The following is a 15,285-nucleotide window of genomic DNA, read 5'->3' on the forward strand; positions in this document are numbered from 1 at the left end:
GAGATACGAGATATTTTGGAAAAGGAACGCTATGAAGGCAAGAGAAAGTGCCAAGTATTATGATGCAAGATTGAAAAGTAACAGATACAAAAAAGCCGAGCTAGGCTCGGCTTTTTGTATTAACAATCTAGTATAGATTACTCAGCAGCTTCTTCAGCAGCTGGGCGGTCTACAAGCTCAATGTATGCCATTGGAGCTTTATCACCAGTACGGAAACCACATTTAAGAATGCGAGTGTAACCACCTTGGCGAGCCGCGAAACGCGGGCCTAGTTCATTAAATAGTTTTGCAACAACTTCGTTATCACGAGTGCGTGCGAATGCAAGACGACGGTTAGCAACACTGTCTGTCTTAGCTAGGGTAATCAACGGCTCAATTACGCGACGTAGTTCTTTTGCTTTTGGCACGGTAGTTTTGATAACTTCGTGACGAACAAGAGAGCTAGCCATGTTGCTGAACATCGCTTTGCGATGACTGCTGTTGCGGTTGAGTTGACGACCACTCTTACGATGGCGCATGACCTAATCCTTCTAACTTTTTCGATTAATCTTCAGCGATTGACGCTGGTGGCCAGTTTTCTAGACGCATGCCTAGAGATAGACCACGTGAAGCAAGCACATCTTTAATCTCTGTAAGAGATTTCTTACCAAGGTTTGGCGTTTTAAGTAGCTCAACCTCAGTGCGCTGTACAAGATCACCGATGTAGTGAATCGCTTCTGCTTTCAAACAGTTAGCAGAGCGAACTGTTAGTTCAAGATCGTCTACAGGACGTAGTAGGATAGGATCGAATTCTGGCTTCTCTTCCTTCTCCTCAGGTACACGTACATCACGTAGATCTACGAACGCATCCAGTTGTTCAGCTAGGATAGTAGCTGCGCGACGGATTGCTTCCTCAGGTTCTAGAGTACCGTTCGTTTCCATATCGATAACAAGCTTGTCTAAGTCAGTACGTTGCTCTACACGTGCCGCTTCTACAGCGTAAGCGATTTTATCAACCGGGCTGTAAGTAGCGTCAACTAGTAGACGACCGATTGGACGCTCATCTTCTTCAGTATGGATACGAGCTGAAGCTGGAACGTAACCACGACCACGTTCTACTTTGATACGCATAGCGATCTCAGCGTTGTCATCCGTTAGGTGACAAATTACGTGCTCAGGGTTAGCGATCTCTACATCACCATCGTGGGTGATGTCACCTGCAACAACAGGGCCTGAGCCTGATTTGTTCAGTGTAATAAACACTTCATCTTTGCCTTCAGCAACGCGTACAGCCAAACCTTTTAGGTTTAGAAGGATTTCAAGGATATCTTCCTGAACGCCTTCTTTAGTGCTGTATTCGTGTAGCACACCTTCAATTTCAACTTCTGTTACGGCACAACCCGGCATAGAAGATAGAAGAATGCGGCGAAGAGCATTACCTAGAGTGTGGCCGAAACCGCGCTCTAATGGCTCAAGAGTTACTTTTGCGTGTGTCGTATTGATCTGTTCAATGTCAACAAGACGCGGCTTAAGAAATTCTGTTACAGAACCCTGCATTGTGTCCTCTCTTTTTTTAACCTTACTTAGAGTAAAGTTCGACGATCAAGTGTTCGTTGATGTCAGCTGATAGGTCAGAACGCTCAGGCATACGCTTGAATGTACCTTCCATTTTGCCAGCATCTACTTCAATCCAAGTTGGTTTTTCACGTTGTTCAGCAACTTCTAGAGCCGCTTTGATACGAGATTGCTGTTTAGCTTTCTCGCGGATAGAAACAACGTCATTAGCCGCTACTTTGAAAGAAGGAACGTTTACAACTTTACCGTTAACTAGGATAGCTTTGTGGCTAACTAGTTGACGAGATTCAGCGCGAGTTGCACCAAAGCCCATGCGGTAAACTACGTTATCAAGACGACCTTCAAGAAGCTGAAGTAGGTTTTCACCTGTGTTGCCTTTAAGACGTGCAGCTTCTTTGTAGTAGTTACGGAATTGTTTTTCTAGAACGCCGTAGATACGACGAACTTTTTGCTTCTCACGAAGCTGAACGCCATACTCAGATAGACGACCGCGACGAGCGCCGTGTACACCTGGTGCGTTATCAATTTTACACTTGGTATCGATCGCGCGAACACCAGACTTAAGGAATAAGTCAGTGCCTTCACGACGGCTAAGCTTCAGCTTAGGACCCAAATATCTTGCCATGATCTTTCTCCAATTATCCTAGAAACGAATTAAACGCGACGTTTCTTAGGTGGACGACAACCGTTATGAGGGATTGGAGTCGCATCAACAATGTTTGTGATACGGAAACCAGCAGCGTTCAGTGCGCGAACAGTAGATTCACGACCTGGACCTGGACCCTTAACCATAACTTCCAAGTTCTTTAGGCCATATTCTTTAGCCATTTCACCACAACGCTCAGCTGCAACTTGTGCTGCGAACGGAGTAGATTTACGAGAACCACGGAAACCTGAACCACCTGCTGTAGCCCATGCAAGAGCGTTGCCTTGACGGTCAGTGATAGTTACGATTGTGTTGTTGAAAGAAGCATGGATGTGCGCTACGCCATCAGCTACTTGCTTGCGTACGCGCTTACGAGCGCGAGTTGGTTGTTTTGCCATTGTACTCTACCTTATCCGATTATTTCTTGATCGGCTTGCGCGGACCCTTACGGGTGCGAGCGTTGGTTTTAGTACGCTGTCCACGTAGTGGTAGACTGCGACGATGACGAAGACCGCGGTAACAGCCAAGGTCCATAAGACGCTTGATGTTCATCGATACTTCACGACGTAGATCACCTTCTACAGTGTACTTAGCTACACCATCACGCAGTTGATCGATCTGCTCTTCAGTTAGTTCACTGATCTTAGCATCTTCAGCAATACCCACTTCAGCTAGGATAGCTTGAGAACGAGTTTTACCGATACCGTAGATTGCAGTAAGTGCAATCACAGAATGCTTGTGATCAGGAATGTTAATGCCTGCTATACGGGCCATTATTCACTCCAATGTTTCATAAAAGAATTATCCGCAGCAAAGCCCGTTATGGATACGCTGCGGCATACTACTTCTTTTGCACGCAAAAGGTAGGCCGAGAAATATACTCGACTCTACCTTGTATTTCAAGTAAAAATTTCTGCTAATTAGCCTTGGCGTTGCTTATGCTTTGGCTCACTGCAAATCACGCGAACGACACCGTTACGCTTGATAACTTTACAGTTACGGCAGATTTTTTTAACGGAAGCACGAACTTTCATTGCTAAACTCCGTAAATGGAACTGAACGTTACCGCCGGATTAACGGCCGTAACCTTTCAGATTCGCTTTCTTTAACACAGAATCATACTGTTGGGACATCAGATGAGTCTGTACCTGTGCCATGAAATCCATGATAACAACAACTACGATTAGTAGTGATGTACCGCCGAAGTAGAAACGTACGTTCCACGCGACCATCATGAATTCAGGAATCAGACAGATAAAGGTAATGTATAGAGCGCCCGCTAGGGTCAATCTTGTCATCACTTTATCGATATACTTCGCTGTCTGCTCACCTGGGCGGATACCGGGTACGAATGCACCAGACTTCTTCAAGTTATCAGCTGTTTCACGTGGGTTAAACACCAACGCTGTATAGAAGAAACAGAAGAAGATTATAGCTGCAGCATATAGCATTACATACAGAGGTTGACCTGGGCTAAGAGCCAATGACACGTCAGTTAACCAACCGAACGCGCTGCTCTCACCATTCTGACCAAACCACTGAGCCAATGTTCCTGGGAACAAGATAATGCTCGATGCAAAGATTGCTGGAATTACACCTGCCATGTTGATTTTCAACGGTAGGTGCGAGCTTTGTGCTGCAAATACTTTACGACCTTGTTGACGCTTAGCGTAGTTAACGACGATTCGGCGTTGACCACGTTCCATGAAAACAACGAAGTAAATTACAGCAAAAGACAGTACAGCAATTAACAGCAGAAGAAGCACATGCAATTCACCTTGACGCGCTTGCTCGATTGTTTGACCGATTGCAGAAGGCAATCCAGCAACAATACCTGCAAAAATCAGAATGGAAATACCATTACCGATTCCTCGCTCAGTGATTTGTTCACCTAACCACATTAAGAACATGGTACCAGTTACTAAACTCACGGTAGCAATAAGCGTAAACATGGTTTGGTTGATAACAACCAGATTATCGACCATGTTTGGTAAGCCCGTTGCAATACCAATAGCTTGGAATGTTGCAAGTACAAGCGTGCCGTAGCGTGTATATTGGCTGATCTTACGACGGCCTGCTTCACCCTCTTTCTTGAGTTCCGCTAACGCTGGATGAACTACAGTTAACAATTGGACTACGATCGATGCCGAAATATACGGCATGATACCCAATGCTAATATAGATGCACGCTCAAGAGCACCACCGGAGAACATGTTAAACATTTCAACGATGGTACCTTTTTGCTGTTCGAACAAATCGGCAAGTACAGCAGCGTCAATACCAGGGATCGGCACAAAAGAGCCTGCTCGGAATACTAAAAGTGCACCAATTACGAATAATAAGCGCGACTTTAGTTCACTTAAGCCGCTCTGAGCACTACGAAAATCTTGTCCTGGTTTCTTAGCCATCTGTACCTCGTTCCTCGAGATTATTCCTCGATTTTACCGCCTGCAGCTTCGATTGCAGCTTTAGCGCCTTTAGTCACGCGTAGACCTTTAACAGTCACAGCTTTGCTAAGTTCACCAGAAAGAACGATCTTAACGAATTCGATGTTCTTAGTGATAACGTTAGCAGCTTTTAGGCTGTTCAGATCAACTACGTCACCAGTTACTTTCGCTAGCTCAGCTAGACGAACTTCAGCAGACACTAGGCTCTTACGAGAAGTGAAACCGAATTTTGGTAGACGCTGTTTCAGAGGCATTTGACCGCCTTCGAAACCTGGACGAACTGAACCACCAGAGCGTGATTTTTGACCTTTGTGACCACGGCCACCTGTTTTACCAAGGCCAGAACCGATACCACGACCTACACGCTTCTTAGAAGGTTTAGAGCCAGCAGCCGGTGATAGAGTATTCAAACGCATTCTGATTACTCCTCAATCTTAACCATGTAGTAAACCTTGTTGATCATACCGCGTACGCACGGAGTATCTTCAAGTTCTACTGTATGGTTGATGCGACGAAGGCCTAGACCTTTAAGACACGCTTTGTGCTTAGGTAGGCGACCAATTGAGCTTTTAGTTTGAGTTACTTTAATAGTTGCCATCGTGTGCTTACTCCGAAATAGATTCAACAGTTAGACCACGTTTAGCAGCAACCATTTCTGGTGACTTAACGTCTACTAGAGCACCAATCGTTGCACGAACGATGTTGATTGGGTTCGTAGAACCGTATGCTTTAGAAAGTACGTTGTGTACACCTGCAACTTCAAGTACAGCACGCATTGCACCACCGGCAATTACACCTGTACCTTCTGCAGCTGGCTGCATGTAAACTTTAGAGCCCGAATGACGACCTTTCACCGGGTGGTGAAGTGTGCCTTCGTTCAGCGCAACAGTAACCATGTTACGACGCGCTTTTTCCATTGCTTTTTGGATCGCTGCAGGTACTTCACGAGCTTTGCCGTAACCGAAACCTACACGACCGTTACCGTCACCAACTACTGTTAGTGCAGTGAAGCTCATGATTCGACCACCTTTAACCGTCTTAGAAACACGGTTAACTGCGATCAGCTTTTCTTGCAAATCATTAGCTTGTTGTTGTTCTTTAGCCATCTTCCAACCCTACCTTAGAATTTCAGACCAGCTTCGCGAGCAGAATCTGCTAGCGCCGCTACTCGACCGTGGTATTGGAAACCAGAACGATCAAATGCAACAGCAGTTACGCCTTTTTCAAGAGCGCGCTCAGCAACAGCTTTACCTACTGCTTTAGCTGCATCGATGTTACCAGTGTTCTTAACTTGCTCACGGATCGCTTTTTCTACAGTAGAAGCAGCTGCGATAACCTCAGAGCCGTTTGCCGCGATAACTTGTGCGTATACGTGACGAGGAGTACGGTGTACTACTAGACGCTCAACGCGAAGTTCTGCAATCTTACGACGTGCACGTGTAGCACGACGGATGCGAGATGCTTTCTTATCCATAGTGATACCTTACTTCTTCTTAGCTTCTTTAGTACGCACATTTTCATCTGCGTAACGTACACCTTTGCCTTTGTATGGCTCAGGTTCACGGTAAGAACGAATGTCAGCCGCAACTTGACCAACTAGTTGCTTGTCACAACCAGTTACAACGATCTCAGTTTGGCTAGGGCACTCAGCTTTAATACCTTCAGGTAGAGCGTGCTCTACTGGGTGAGAAAAACCAAGAGTTAGAGCTACAGAGTTGCCTTTCATAGCAGCACGGTAACCAACACCCTTTAGAGTTAGCTTCTTAGTGAAGCCCTCAGTAACACCCACAACCATGTTGTTAACTAGAGCGCGAGCTGTACCAGCTTGTGCCCATGCGTTAGCAACACCTTCTTTCGGACCGAAAGTTAGGTTGTTTTCTTCCTGTGCGATAACTACGGCGTCGTTAAGAACGCGAGTAAGCTCACCTTTACCACCTTTTACAGTGATTTCTTGGCCGTTTAGTTTCACCTCTACGCCAGCTGGAATAGCGACAGGTGCTTTAGCAACACGAGACATAATCTACTCCTTATTAAGCTACGTAACAGATGATTTCACCGCCAAGACCTGCTTTGCGAGCAGCACGGTCAGTCATAAGACCCTTGGAAGTAGAAACAACTGCAATACCAAGACCACCCATCACTGTTGGTAGCGAGTCTTTATTTTTATAAACTCGTAGACCAGGGCGTGATACGCGCTTGATTTGCTCGATTACAGGTTTAGCTTGGAAGTACTTAAGAGTAACTTCTAGCTCAGGTTTTGCTTCGCCTTCTACAGCGAAGTCAGTGATGTAACCTTCAGCTTTTAGTAGTGCAGCAATTGCAACTTTAAGCTTTGAAGAAGGCATTTTAACAGCAACTTTGTTTGCTGCCTGACCGTTACGAACGCGGGTCAGCATATCCGAAATCGGATCTTGCATGCTCATAAGATTTACTCCAAATGATTAAGTGGCAATTACCAGCTAGCCTTACGAAGTCCAGGAATCTCGCCTTTCATGCAAGCTTCACGAACTTTGATACGGCTTAGACCGAACTTACGTAGGTAACCGTGTGGACGACCAGTTTGGTTACAACGGTTGCGCTGACGTGATGCACTTGAATCACGTGGAAGAGCTTGCAGTTTAAGTACTGCGTTCCAACGATCTTCTTCAGATGCGTTTACATCGCTGATTAGAGCTTTAAGTGCTGAACGCTTTTCAGCGAATTTAGCAACTAGCTTCGCACGCTTAGCTTCACGTGCTTTCATTGATTGTTTAGCCATAACAGTAACCCTTCACCTTACTTACGGAATGGGAAGTTAAAGGCAGCCAGCAGAGCACGGCCTTCCGAATCAGTGCCAGCAGACGTCGTGATAGTAATATCAAGACCGCGTACACGATCGACTTTATCGTAGTCGATTTCCGGGAAGATGATTTGCTCGCGAACGCCCATGCTGTAGTTACCGCGACCGTCAAAAGACTTAGCGCTAACACCACGGAAATCACGTACACGTGGAAGAGCGATAGAGATAAGACGCTCTAGGAACTCCCACATACGTTCGCCACGTAAGGTTACTTTACAACCAATTGGGTAGCCTTCACGAATTTTGAAACCTGCAACAGATTTACGCGCTTTAGTGATAAGTGGCTTTTGACCAGAGATCGTTGCCATATCAGCTGCTGCGTTTTCTAGCAGTTTCTTATCGTTGATTGCTTCACCAACGCCCATGTTTAGGGTGATTTTCTCAATCCTAGGGACTTGCATGACGCTTGTGTAGCCGAACTCTTTGGTAAGCTCAGCGACTACAGACGACTTGTAGTAATCATGCAGTTTCGCCATAGTAGAACTCCAAATTACTTCTAATTAGTTAGAAACAGTTTCGCCGTTAGACTTAAAGAAACGAACTTTCTTACCATCTTCGATACGGAAACCGATGCGGTCTGCTTTACCAGTAGCCGCGTTAAAGATTGCAACGTTAGAAGCATCGATTGCTGCTTCTTGTTCAACGATGCCACCTTGCTGACCTAGAGCCGGTTGAGGCTTTTGGTGCTTCTTCACAAGGTTGATACCTTCAACGATAACTTTACCAGTTGTCAGAACCTTAGTTACTTTACCTTTCTTGCCTTTATCTTTACCAGCAAGAATGATTACTTCGTCATTACGACGGATTTTAGCTGCCATGTTGCCGCTCCTTACAGAACTTCAGGTGCTAGTGACACAATTTTCATGAATTTCGCGTTACGAAGTTCACGAGTCACAGGACCAAAGATACGTGTGCCGACTGGTTGCTCAGTAGTGTCGTTTAACAATACACAAGCATTACTGTCGAAGCGAATGACAGAACCGTCTGGGCGACGAACGCCTTTACGGGTGCGCACTACAACCGCCTTCAGAACATCACCTTTTTTTACTTTACCGCGAGGAATTGCTTCCTTAACTGTAACTTTGATGATGTCACCGATATGTGCATAACGACGGTGAGAGCCACCCAGAACCTTAATACACATTACCTTGCGCGCGCCAGAGTTATCTGCTGCGTCAAGTGTACTTTGCATCTGGATCATTGTTAGTGCTCCGCTAAATATTAAAACTAGACCCTCTCGGGTCGGGCTGCCTCTTTAAAAGGGACGCGAATTGTACCACCCTTTTTTGGAATTGGGTAGACAAAAAACAAGCGGCCCCAAAAAATATTTTGGAGCCGCTTATAAGTTATAGAATTACAAAGATTAAATCTTCGCTTTTTCTAGAACTTTAACCAATGTCCAAGACTTAGTCTTAGACAGAGGACGACACTCAGCGATTTCAACTTTGTCGCCTAGGCCACAAGTGTTGTCTTCGTCATGTGCGTGTACTTTAGTCGTGCGCTTAACGTATTTACCGTAAATTGGGTGTTTTACAGTACGCTCGATAGCAACAACGATAGACTTGTCCATCTTGTCACTAATTACACGACCTTGCTGGATGCGGTTAGTTTCGCTCATTATGCGCCTGCCTTTTCAGTCAAAACAGTTTTCACACGTGCGATATCACGGCGTACAGCTTTTAGAGTATGAGTTTGCTGAAGCTGACCAGTAGCAGCCTGCATGCGCAGGTTGAACTGTTCGCGTAGCAAATTCAATAGCTCAGCGTTAAGCTCTTCAACGTTCTTTTCGCGTAGATCTTGTGCTTTCATTACATCACCTGCTTAGTTACAAAAGTAGTTTTAACAGGCAGTTTACGTGCCGCTAGGCGGAACGCTTCACGTGCCAACTCTTCTGGTACGCCATTCATTTCGTACATAACCTTACCAGGTTGGATTTGTGCTACCCAGTACTCAACGTTACCTTTACCTTTACCTTGACGAACTTCAAGAGGTTTTTCAGTAATCGGTTTGTCTGGGAAGATACGAATCCAGATTTGACCTTGACGCTTAATGTGACGTGTCATAGCACGACGAGCCGCTTCGATTTGACGAGCAGTAATACGTCCGCGACCAACAGCTTTAAGACCGAATTCGCCGAAGCTTACTTCAGTGCCTTTAGCTAGACCACGGTTACGACCAGTCTGAACCTTGCGGAACTTAGTACGTTTTGGTTGTAGCATCGTTCGACTCCTTACTTACGGCCTTTACGCTGCTTCTTAGGCTTATCGCCTTTAGGCTCTACTGCGTTAGCAGCTGGCATACCGCCTAGAATCTCACCTTTGAAGATCCAAACTTTAATGCCGATCACACCGTATTGAGTGTGAGCCGAAGAAGTTGCGTAATCAATGTCTGCACGTAGAGTGTGTAGAGGCACACGGCCTTCACGGTACCACTCAGAACGTGCGATTTCAGCGCCGCCTAGACGACCGCTTACTTCCACTTTGATACCTTTAGCGCCTAGACGCATTGCGTTTTGTACTGCGCGCTTCATAGCACGACGGAACATAACACGACGCTCTAGTTGAGACGCGATGCTATCAGCTACTAGCTGACCATCTAGCTCAGGCTTACGTACTTCAGCGATGTTAATCTGCGCTGGTACACCTGCGATTTTAGCTACAGCTGCGCGTAGCTTCTCAACGTCTTCACCTTTCTTACCGATAACAACGCCAGGGCGAGCAGTGTGAATTGTCACACGGATGCTCTTAGCTGGACGCTCGATAACGATACGAGATAGTGATGCTTTTTGTAGTTCCTTAGTAAGGAACTGACGTACCTTGAAGTCGCCGTCTAGGTTGTCAGCGAAATCTTTGGTGTTAGCAAACCATGTAGCATTCCAAGGCTTAACGATGCCAAGACGAATACCATTAGGATGTACTTTCTGACCCATTGCTTACTCTCCTAGTCTCTAGCGATCTGCTACAACAACAGTGATGTGGCTTGAACGCTTCAAGATACGATCCGCACGGCCTTTAGCACGAGGCATAATACGCTTCATGATAGGGCCCTCATCTACGAAGATTTTAGCGACATTTAGATCGTCGATATCTGCACCTTCGTTATGCTCCGCGTTTGCGATAGCTGACTCTAGAACTTTCTTAACTAGAACAGCAGCTTTTTTGTTGCTGAAAGTTAGAATTTCTAGAGCTTGGTCTACCGACTTACCGCGAATTTGGTCTGCAACTAAGCGAGCTTTCTGTGGAGAAATACGAGCAAAGTTATGTTTAGCTAAAGCTTCCATCATCTACTCCTTACTTCTTCTTAGCTTTCTTATCTGCAGCGTGACCGCGATAAGTACGAGTTGGTGCAAATTCACCCAGTTTGTGACCGATCATTTCTTCGGTAACGAAAACTGGAACGTGCTGACGACCATTATGGACAGCGATGGTCAAACCAATCATTGTTGGGATGATCATTGAGCGACGGGACCAAGTCTTAATAGGCTTTTTGTCTCCGCTTTCCACCGCTTTCTCTACCTTCTTCAGCAAGTGTAGGTCAATAAAAGGACCTTTCTTGAGAGAACGTGGCATGGCGATTCCTCTTTATATAGATTACTTGTTACGACGACGTACGATGTACTTGTCAGTGCGCTTGTTCTTACGAGTCTTGAAGCCCTTAGTAGGAACGCCCCAAGGAGAAACTGGGTGACGACCACCAGATGTGCGGCCTTCACCACCACCGTGTGGGTGATCAACCGGGTTCATTACTACACCACGTACGGTTGGACGTACGCCGCGCCAGCGTGAAGCACCAGCTTTACCAAGTTCACGTAGCATATGCTCAGAGTTACCAACTTCACCGATCGTTGCACGACCTTCAGAAAGTACTTTGCGCATTTCACCAGAACGTAGACGGATAGTTACGTATGCACCGTCGCGAGCAACGATTTGAGCATAAGCACCAGCCGAACGAGCTAGTTGAGCACCTTTACCAGGCTTAAGTTCAACACAGTGTACAGTAGAACCTACTGGGATGTTGCGCATCGGCAGAGTGTTACCTGCTTTGATTGGCGCATCTACACCAGATTGGATCTGGTCACCTGCGTTAACACCTTTTGGTGCAATGATGTAACGACGCTCACCGTCTGCGTACAGAACTAGAGCGATGTTAGCGCTACGGTTTGGATCGTATTCTAGACGCTCAACTTTCGCTGGGATACCGTCTTTAGTACGTTTGAAGTCAATTACACGGTAGTGGTGCTTGTGACCACCGCCGATGTGACGTACTGTGATACGACCGTTGTTGTTACGACCACCGTTCTTAGAGTTTTTCTCTAGAAGTGGTGCGTATGGCTTACCCTTGTGTAGGTCAGCGTTAACAACTTTAACGACGTGACGACGACCAGGGGAAGTCGGCTTACATTTAACAATAGCCATTTTTAACTACTCCTGTTATTCCGCGCCGCCAACGAAGTCAAGATCTTGACCTTCTTTCAAAGTAACGTAGGCTTTCTTAACGTCTGAACGACGGCCTTCACGCATACCTTGACGTTTGGTCTTACCCTTAAGAACAAGAGTATTTACAGACTTAACTTCAACTTCAAATAGCTTTTCTACAGCTGCTTTGATCTCTTTTTTAGTCGCATCTTTAGCTACTTTGAAAACGATAGTGTTCGCTTTCTCAGCTGCCATAGTTGCTTTTTCAGAGATGTGCGGAGCACGTAGAACTTTTAAGATACGCTCTTCAGTGATCATGCTAGCGACTCCTCAACTTGCTTAACTGCGTCAGCAGTCATTAGAACCTTGTCAAACGCAATTAGAGATACTGGGTCGATACCAGCAACGTCACGCGCGTCAACTTTGTAAAGGTTACGAGCAGCTAAGAATAGATTTTCATCTACTTCGCCAGTAACAATCAGAACGTCGCTTAGCTCAAGCTCTTTAAGCTTAGCTACAAGTTCTTTTGTTTTTGGTGCTTCTACTGAGAAGTTATCAACAACGATTAGACGCTCTTGACGAACAAGCTCAGAAAGAATGCTCTTCATAGCACCACGGTACATTTTCTTGTTTACTTTTTGGCTGTGATCTTGAGGTTTCGCAGCAAAAGTAACACCACCTGTACGCCAGATTGGGCTACGAATTGTACCAGCACGTGCGCGGCCAGTACCTTTTTGACGCCATGGCTTAGCGCCACCGCCAGATACTTCAGAACGAGTCTTTTGAGCACGAGTACCTTGACGAGCACCTGCTGCGTATGCAACAACTACTTGGTGTACAAGAGCTTCGTTGAAGTCACGTCCGAAAGTAGTCTCGGAAACAGTTAGTGCATCAGCACCTTTAACCATCAATTCCATTACTTACTCCTAGACGTTATGCTTTAACAGCAGGTTTTACGATCACGTTGCCGCCTGTTGAGCCTGGTACTGCACCTTTAATAAGAAGCAGATTGCGCTCAGCGTCAACACGTACGATCTCTAGGTTTTGAGTCGTTACACGCTCAGCACCCATGTGACCTGCCATTTTCTTGCCTTTAAACACGCGACCTGGAGTTTGACATTGGCCAATTGAACCCGGTGCACGGTGAGACAAAGAGTTACCGTGAGTCATATCTTGAGTAGAGAAGTTCCAACGCTTAACTGCGCCTTGGAAGCCTTTACCTTTAGATGTACCAGTAACGTCTACTTTTTTAATTTCGTTGAAAAGTTCTACGTTTAGCTCAGCGCCAACTTCAAACTCTTCGCCGTTTTCTAAACGGAATTCCCAAAGACCGCGGCCTGCTTCAACACCCGCTTTCGCGAAGTGACCAGCTTCAGGCTTAGTTACACGGTTAGCTTTCTTAGCACCAGTAGTTACTTGGATTGCTGCGTAGCCGTCGTTCTCTAGAGTTTTAACTTGAGAAATACGGTTCGCTTCAACCTCAACAACAGTTACTGGGATAGAAACGCCTTCTTCAGTAAATACGCGGGTCATACCCACTTTACGTCCGACTAGACCAATCATTATTCTTATCTCCCTTAACCTAGGCTGATTTGAACATCAACGCCAGCAGCAAGATCAAGACGCATTAGAGCATCAACAGTTTTATCTGTTGGCTCAACGATGTCGATCAAACGCTTGTGAGTACGGATTTCGTACTGGTCACGTGCATCTTTGTTGACGTGTGGAGAGATAAGAACAGTGAAACGCTCTTTACGAGTAGGTAGTGGGATAGGACCACGAACCTGTGCGCCAGTACGTTTTGCTGTTTCAACGATTTCCGCAGTAGAAGCGTCGATTAGCTTGTAATCGAAAGCTTTTAGGCGGATACGAATACGTTGGTTCTGCATGAGACAGAGCTCCAATTATTAAAAATTACACAAACAATATCGCCACTCAAACTCGAAAAGACGAGAGAATGCCGATTGATTTATGTGAAACCGTAGTATCCAAAATTAGGACACATTGTCAGTTAACTTTTGAAGTAAGATAAACTTACTATTTTTATTAACCGCGAACATAAGCTGAGTATACATTACTAGGCAAAGCCTACTCCTCAGTGCTCATTGGTTCACAACCAGCTTAAGCCAGTGCGGTGCATTATACAGATCACACTTTGGTATGCAAGTGGTGTTTGAAAATTAATCGCGAAAACTTAAGCTGCGCTCCTGACTCGACATAAAACGCAAAAAGCAAAGGCCGACACACTCTGCTTTTATTAACTACCTTTTCGACTCTAGTTTTTTGCTTTTAACCATCGTCGTCTTCATCAACATACTGCGCTTGTAGGTAATTTTGAATACCCGTCATCTTCACAAGACCGAGTTGAGTTTCTAGCCAGTCAACGTGTTCTTCTTCATCTTCCAATATTTCAAGAAACAGATCGCGTGATACATAATCATGAATGTCTTCAGCATACGCGATGGCATTTTTCAGGTCAGGAATGGCTTCCATCTCCAACGCGAGATCGCACTCTAGCATCTCTTGCGTATCTTCACCTATTTTGAGTTTGCCTAGATCTTGCAGATTAGGTAGCCCTTCGAGAAACAAGATTCGTTCTATCAGGTGGTCGGCATGTTTCATCTCATCAATAGATTCATGATATTCCTTATCAGCCAAATGCTTGAGACCCCAGTCTTTGTACATTCGCGCATGAAGAAAATATTGGTTAATGGCAACGAGCTCGTTACCAAGAATTTTATTGAGATGTTGAATTATGATTGGATCGCCTTTCATGAGCACACTCTCCTCTTCGGTTCTTCTAACTGTAGAACCAAATCGAGAAGTGTCAAAAAGCTTGGTTGAGTTTTACGTAACTAACCAGCTTGCTTAAACAGTGTGGCGGCGCTTTCGTTGATGATTTCTTTTGCTGAACGTACACATTTTCCGCATTGACTGCCGAGTGCCGTACATTTCTTAATTCCTTTTATATCGGTAATGCCTTCTTCGACAACGAGTTTTCGGATTTTCTTATCCGATACTCCATGGCATAAACAGACGTACATATTCAAACCTAAACTTATAACTTGAGATTAAATATAAAGAGGAATCATTCTTATTACCAGTCTTATCTTTTACTACTGTTAGACCGTTTTGTTATAGAAAAATCGTGCTTTTCATAGGTGGGAACACTTAGCGAAACAGCGTTGAGACTACACTGTGCTAAGTAATTGTATTACTGGATATTAGAGGTATACGTTAAGTGCGCATTTCAAAGTTTTCTTATAACCACTCGTATTTTACTGAAAATAAAAAAGGGAAGCCGAAGCCTCCCTTTTTATGATGTGCCTCTTCTAATGAAGAGAGAGCAAAATCATTCGTTATTAAGCGAAGATTTTAGCTACA

At 45.1% G+C, this 15,285-nt stretch carries 30 protein-coding genes; all 30 read right to left on the reverse strand.

Annotated features, from left to right (window positions below; all coding sequences use genetic code 11):
- Positions 1 to 137: 137 nt before the first annotated feature.
- The 30 genes from rplQ to KI743_RS24000 all read right to left on the reverse strand — a co-directional run bounded on the left by rplQ (position 138) and on the right by KI743_RS24000 (position 14,945).
- A complete protein-coding gene (rplQ, locus tag KI743_RS23855) occupies positions 138 to 518 on the reverse strand; it encodes a 50S ribosomal protein L17 (RefSeq protein WP_004729812.1) in 381 nt (126 codons plus the stop codon).
- A 25-nt stretch (positions 519 to 543) separates the two neighbouring features.
- Entirely contained in the window at positions 544 to 1,536 is a 993-nt protein-coding gene (locus KI743_RS23860; RefSeq protein ID WP_004729813.1) for a DNA-directed RNA polymerase subunit alpha, read from the reverse strand.
- A gap of 22 nt (positions 1,537 to 1,558) precedes the next feature.
- Positions 1,559 to 2,179: a 30S ribosomal protein S4 gene (rpsD, locus tag KI743_RS23865; protein ID WP_032553321.1), complete on the reverse strand. Its 621-nt coding sequence runs from the start codon at positions 2,177 to 2,179 to the stop codon at positions 1,559 to 1,561.
- Positions 2,180 to 2,208: 29 nt separating this feature from the next.
- On the reverse strand, positions 2,209 to 2,598 hold the full coding sequence (gene rpsK, locus KI743_RS23870; protein ID WP_004738778.1) for a 30S ribosomal protein S11: 390 nt from the start codon (positions 2,596 to 2,598) through the stop codon (positions 2,209 to 2,211).
- Positions 2,599 to 2,617: 19 nt separating this feature from the next.
- Positions 2,618 to 2,974, reverse strand: coding sequence for a 30S ribosomal protein S13 (rpsM, locus tag KI743_RS23875; RefSeq protein ID WP_004738779.1), 357 nt, complete (start codon positions 2,972 to 2,974; stop codon positions 2,618 to 2,620).
- 146 nt (positions 2,975 to 3,120) lie between these two features.
- Positions 3,121 to 3,234: a 50S ribosomal protein L36 gene (gene rpmJ, locus KI743_RS23880; protein ID WP_000868186.1), complete on the reverse strand. Its 114-nt coding sequence runs from the start codon at positions 3,232 to 3,234 to the stop codon at positions 3,121 to 3,123.
- A gap of 39 nt (positions 3,235 to 3,273) precedes the next feature.
- Positions 3,274 to 4,608, reverse strand: coding sequence for a preprotein translocase subunit SecY (gene secY, locus KI743_RS23885; protein ID WP_032553323.1), 1,335 nt, complete (start codon positions 4,606 to 4,608; stop codon positions 3,274 to 3,276).
- Positions 4,609 to 4,628: 20 nt separating this feature from the next.
- Positions 4,629 to 5,063 carry a 50S ribosomal protein L15 gene (gene rplO / locus KI743_RS23890; RefSeq protein WP_032553324.1) on the reverse strand — a complete coding sequence of 145 codons (435 nt, stop codon included), beginning with the start codon at positions 5,061 to 5,063 and terminating at the stop codon, positions 4,629 to 4,631.
- A gap of 5 nt (positions 5,064 to 5,068) precedes the next feature.
- A complete protein-coding gene (rpmD, locus tag KI743_RS23895) occupies positions 5,069 to 5,245 on the reverse strand; it encodes a 50S ribosomal protein L30 (RefSeq protein WP_004736756.1) in 177 nt (58 codons plus the stop codon).
- 7 nt (positions 5,246 to 5,252) lie between these two features.
- Complete coding sequence (gene rpsE, locus KI743_RS23900) at positions 5,253 to 5,753, reverse strand: 30S ribosomal protein S5 (protein ID WP_004738783.1); 501 nt, start codon at positions 5,751 to 5,753, stop codon at positions 5,253 to 5,255.
- A 14-nt stretch (positions 5,754 to 5,767) separates the two neighbouring features.
- Entirely contained in the window at positions 5,768 to 6,121 is a 354-nt protein-coding gene (gene rplR / locus KI743_RS23905; protein WP_032553325.1) for a 50S ribosomal protein L18, read from the reverse strand.
- 9 nt (positions 6,122 to 6,130) lie between these two features.
- The gene (rplF, locus tag KI743_RS23910) at positions 6,131 to 6,664 is read right to left on the reverse strand and encodes a 50S ribosomal protein L6 (RefSeq protein WP_032553326.1); all 534 of its coding nucleotides are present in this window, start codon (positions 6,662 to 6,664) and stop codon (positions 6,131 to 6,133) included.
- Positions 6,665 to 6,677: 13 nt separating this feature from the next.
- Positions 6,678 to 7,070 carry a 30S ribosomal protein S8 gene (rpsH, locus tag KI743_RS23915; RefSeq protein ID WP_032553327.1) on the reverse strand — a complete coding sequence of 131 codons (393 nt, stop codon included), beginning with the start codon at positions 7,068 to 7,070 and terminating at the stop codon, positions 6,678 to 6,680.
- 29 nt (positions 7,071 to 7,099) lie between these two features.
- Positions 7,100 to 7,405: a 30S ribosomal protein S14 gene (rpsN, locus tag KI743_RS23920; RefSeq protein WP_032553328.1), complete on the reverse strand. Its 306-nt coding sequence runs from the start codon at positions 7,403 to 7,405 to the stop codon at positions 7,100 to 7,102.
- A gap of 17 nt (positions 7,406 to 7,422) precedes the next feature.
- Positions 7,423 to 7,962: a 50S ribosomal protein L5 gene (rplE, locus tag KI743_RS23925; RefSeq protein ID WP_032553329.1), complete on the reverse strand. Its 540-nt coding sequence runs from the start codon at positions 7,960 to 7,962 to the stop codon at positions 7,423 to 7,425.
- 24 nt (positions 7,963 to 7,986) lie between these two features.
- Positions 7,987 to 8,304: a 50S ribosomal protein L24 gene (gene rplX / locus KI743_RS23930; RefSeq protein WP_032553330.1), complete on the reverse strand. Its 318-nt coding sequence runs from the start codon at positions 8,302 to 8,304 to the stop codon at positions 7,987 to 7,989.
- Positions 8,305 to 8,315: 11 nt separating this feature from the next.
- Positions 8,316 to 8,687 carry a 50S ribosomal protein L14 gene (gene rplN, locus KI743_RS23935; protein ID WP_004738793.1) on the reverse strand — a complete coding sequence of 124 codons (372 nt, stop codon included), beginning with the start codon at positions 8,685 to 8,687 and terminating at the stop codon, positions 8,316 to 8,318.
- 162 nt (positions 8,688 to 8,849) lie between these two features.
- Positions 8,850 to 9,104 carry a 30S ribosomal protein S17 gene (gene rpsQ, locus KI743_RS23940; RefSeq protein WP_032553331.1) on the reverse strand — a complete coding sequence of 85 codons (255 nt, stop codon included), beginning with the start codon at positions 9,102 to 9,104 and terminating at the stop codon, positions 8,850 to 8,852.
- Positions 9,104 to 9,295 carry a 50S ribosomal protein L29 gene (rpmC, locus tag KI743_RS23945; RefSeq protein ID WP_004736737.1) on the reverse strand — a complete coding sequence of 64 codons (192 nt, stop codon included), beginning with the start codon at positions 9,293 to 9,295 and terminating at the stop codon, positions 9,104 to 9,106. Before rpmC ends, rpsQ begins: the two co-directional genes overlap by 1 nt.
- Complete coding sequence (gene rplP / locus KI743_RS23950; protein ID WP_004398466.1) at positions 9,295 to 9,705, reverse strand: 50S ribosomal protein L16; 411 nt, start codon at positions 9,703 to 9,705, stop codon at positions 9,295 to 9,297. Before rplP ends, rpmC begins: the two co-directional genes overlap by 1 nt.
- Before the next feature lie 11 nt (positions 9,706 to 9,716).
- Positions 9,717 to 10,415, reverse strand: a complete 699-nt coding sequence (gene rpsC / locus KI743_RS23955) for a 30S ribosomal protein S3 (RefSeq protein WP_004738797.1) — start codon at positions 10,413 to 10,415, stop codon at positions 9,717 to 9,719.
- Positions 10,416 to 10,433: 18 nt separating this feature from the next.
- Positions 10,434 to 10,766: a 50S ribosomal protein L22 gene (gene rplV / locus KI743_RS23960; protein WP_032553332.1), complete on the reverse strand. Its 333-nt coding sequence runs from the start codon at positions 10,764 to 10,766 to the stop codon at positions 10,434 to 10,436.
- A 10-nt stretch (positions 10,767 to 10,776) separates the two neighbouring features.
- Entirely contained in the window at positions 10,777 to 11,055 is a 279-nt protein-coding gene (gene rpsS / locus KI743_RS23965; RefSeq protein WP_004736729.1) for a 30S ribosomal protein S19, read from the reverse strand.
- Between the two features lie 21 nt (positions 11,056 to 11,076).
- Positions 11,077 to 11,901: a 50S ribosomal protein L2 gene (rplB, locus tag KI743_RS23970; protein ID WP_032553333.1), complete on the reverse strand. Its 825-nt coding sequence runs from the start codon at positions 11,899 to 11,901 to the stop codon at positions 11,077 to 11,079.
- A 15-nt stretch (positions 11,902 to 11,916) separates the two neighbouring features.
- Complete coding sequence (rplW, locus tag KI743_RS23975) at positions 11,917 to 12,219, reverse strand: 50S ribosomal protein L23 (protein WP_004736765.1); 303 nt, start codon at positions 12,217 to 12,219, stop codon at positions 11,917 to 11,919.
- A complete protein-coding gene (rplD, locus tag KI743_RS23980; RefSeq protein WP_032553334.1) occupies positions 12,216 to 12,818 on the reverse strand; it encodes a 50S ribosomal protein L4 in 603 nt (200 codons plus the stop codon). Before rplD ends, rplW begins: the two co-directional genes overlap by 4 nt.
- Positions 12,819 to 12,834: 16 nt before the next feature.
- Positions 12,835 to 13,464, reverse strand: a complete 630-nt coding sequence (gene rplC / locus KI743_RS23985) for a 50S ribosomal protein L3 (protein ID WP_004738804.1) — start codon at positions 13,462 to 13,464, stop codon at positions 12,835 to 12,837.
- 14 nt (positions 13,465 to 13,478) lie between these two features.
- Positions 13,479 to 13,790 (reverse strand): 30S ribosomal protein S10, encoded by a 312-nt coding sequence (rpsJ, locus tag KI743_RS23990; RefSeq protein WP_001181007.1) that lies wholly within the window; start codon positions 13,788 to 13,790, stop codon positions 13,479 to 13,481.
- A gap of 400 nt (positions 13,791 to 14,190) precedes the next feature.
- Positions 14,191 to 14,676, reverse strand: coding sequence for a bacterioferritin (gene bfr, locus KI743_RS23995; protein ID WP_032553335.1), 486 nt, complete (start codon positions 14,674 to 14,676; stop codon positions 14,191 to 14,193).
- Positions 14,677 to 14,756: 80 nt separating this feature from the next.
- A complete protein-coding gene (locus KI743_RS24000; protein WP_032553336.1) occupies positions 14,757 to 14,945 on the reverse strand; it encodes a (2Fe-2S)-binding protein in 189 nt (62 codons plus the stop codon).
- Between the last annotated feature and the right edge of the window lie 340 nt (positions 14,946 to 15,285).

Source organism: Vibrio sp. D420a (assembly GCF_030248625.1).
In the GTDB taxonomy this organism is placed as follows: domain Bacteria; phylum Pseudomonadota; class Gammaproteobacteria; order Enterobacterales; family Vibrionaceae; genus Vibrio; species Vibrio fortis_A.

Excerpts from the sequence above, each read along its gene's own strand:
- rplC (WP_004738804.1), bottom strand. The coding sequence starts at position 13,464 with ATGATTGGTCTAGTCGGACGTAAAGTGGGTATGACCCGCGTATTTACT.
- rpmJ (WP_000868186.1), bottom strand. The coding sequence starts at position 3,234 with ATGAAAGTTCGTGCTTCCGTTAAAAAAATCTGCCGTAACTGTAAAGTT.
- rpmC (WP_004736737.1), bottom strand. The coding sequence starts at position 9,295 with ATGAAAGCACAAGATCTACGCGAAAAGAACGTTGAAGAGCTTAACGCT.
- rplD (WP_032553334.1), bottom strand. The coding sequence starts at position 12,818 with ATGGAATTGATGGTTAAAGGTGCTGATGCACTAACTGTTTCCGAGACT.
- rpsH (WP_032553327.1), bottom strand. The coding sequence starts at position 7,070 with ATGAGCATGCAAGATCCGATTTCGGATATGCTGACCCGCGTTCGTAAC.
- rplP (WP_004398466.1), bottom strand. The coding sequence starts at position 9,705 with ATGCTACAACCAAAACGTACTAAGTTCCGCAAGGTTCAGACTGGTCGT.
- rpsD (WP_032553321.1), bottom strand. The coding sequence starts at position 2,179 with ATGGCAAGATATTTGGGTCCTAAGCTGAAGCTTAGCCGTCGTGAAGGC.
- rpmD (WP_004736756.1), bottom strand. The coding sequence starts at position 5,245 with ATGGCAACTATTAAAGTAACTCAAACTAAAAGCTCAATTGGTCGCCTA.
- rplF (WP_032553326.1), bottom strand. The coding sequence starts at position 6,664 with ATGTCTCGTGTTGCTAAAGCACCTGTCGCTATTCCAGCTGGCGTAGAG.
- rpsJ (WP_001181007.1), bottom strand. The coding sequence starts at position 13,790 with ATGCAGAACCAACGTATTCGTATCCGCCTAAAAGCTTTCGATTACAAG.
- rplE (WP_032553329.1), bottom strand. The coding sequence starts at position 7,962 with ATGGCGAAACTGCATGATTACTACAAGTCGTCTGTAGTCGCTGAGCTT.
- rplO (WP_032553324.1), bottom strand. The coding sequence starts at position 5,063 with ATGCGTTTGAATACTCTATCACCGGCTGCTGGCTCTAAACCTTCTAAG.
- rplR (WP_032553325.1), bottom strand. The coding sequence starts at position 6,121 with ATGGATAAGAAAGCATCTCGCATCCGTCGTGCTACACGTGCACGTCGT.
- secY (WP_032553323.1), bottom strand. The coding sequence starts at position 4,608 with ATGGCTAAGAAACCAGGACAAGATTTTCGTAGTGCTCAGAGCGGCTTA.
- rplN (WP_004738793.1), bottom strand. The coding sequence starts at position 8,687 with ATGATCCAGATGCAAAGTACACTTGACGCAGCAGATAACTCTGGCGCG.
- rplW (WP_004736765.1), bottom strand. The coding sequence starts at position 12,219 with ATGATCACTGAAGAGCGTATCTTAAAAGTTCTACGTGCTCCGCACATC.
- rpsS (WP_004736729.1), bottom strand. The coding sequence starts at position 11,055 with ATGCCACGTTCTCTCAAGAAAGGTCCTTTTATTGACCTACACTTGCTG.
- rplX (WP_032553330.1), bottom strand. The coding sequence starts at position 8,304 with ATGGCAGCTAAAATCCGTCGTAATGACGAAGTAATCATTCTTGCTGGT.
- KI743_RS24000 (WP_032553336.1), bottom strand. The coding sequence starts at position 14,945 with ATGTACGTCTGTTTATGCCATGGAGTATCGGATAAGAAAATCCGAAAA.
- rpsC (WP_004738797.1), bottom strand. The coding sequence starts at position 10,415 with ATGGGTCAGAAAGTACATCCTAATGGTATTCGTCTTGGCATCGTTAAG.
- bfr (WP_032553335.1), bottom strand. The coding sequence starts at position 14,676 with ATGAAAGGCGATCCAATCATAATTCAACATCTCAATAAAATTCTTGGT.
- rpsN (WP_032553328.1), bottom strand. The coding sequence starts at position 7,405 with ATGGCTAAACAATCAATGAAAGCACGTGAAGCTAAGCGTGCGAAGCTA.
- rpsQ (WP_032553331.1), bottom strand. The coding sequence starts at position 9,104 with ATGAGCGAAACTAACCGCATCCAGCAAGGTCGTGTAATTAGTGACAAG.
- rplV (WP_032553332.1), bottom strand. The coding sequence starts at position 10,766 with ATGGAAGCTTTAGCTAAACATAACTTTGCTCGTATTTCTCCACAGAAA.
- rpsM (WP_004738779.1), bottom strand. The coding sequence starts at position 2,974 with ATGGCCCGTATAGCAGGCATTAACATTCCTGATCACAAGCATTCTGTG.
- rpsK (WP_004738778.1), bottom strand. The coding sequence starts at position 2,598 with ATGGCAAAACAACCAACTCGCGCTCGTAAGCGCGTACGCAAGCAAGTA.
- KI743_RS23860 (WP_004729813.1), bottom strand. The coding sequence starts at position 1,536 with ATGCAGGGTTCTGTAACAGAATTTCTTAAGCCGCGTCTTGTTGACATT.
- rplQ (WP_004729812.1), bottom strand. The coding sequence starts at position 518 with ATGCGCCATCGTAAGAGTGGTCGTCAACTCAACCGCAACAGCAGTCAT.
- rpsE (WP_004738783.1), bottom strand. The coding sequence starts at position 5,753 with ATGGCTAAAGAACAACAACAAGCTAATGATTTGCAAGAAAAGCTGATC.
- rplB (WP_032553333.1), bottom strand. The coding sequence starts at position 11,901 with ATGGCTATTGTTAAATGTAAGCCGACTTCCCCTGGTCGTCGTCACGTC.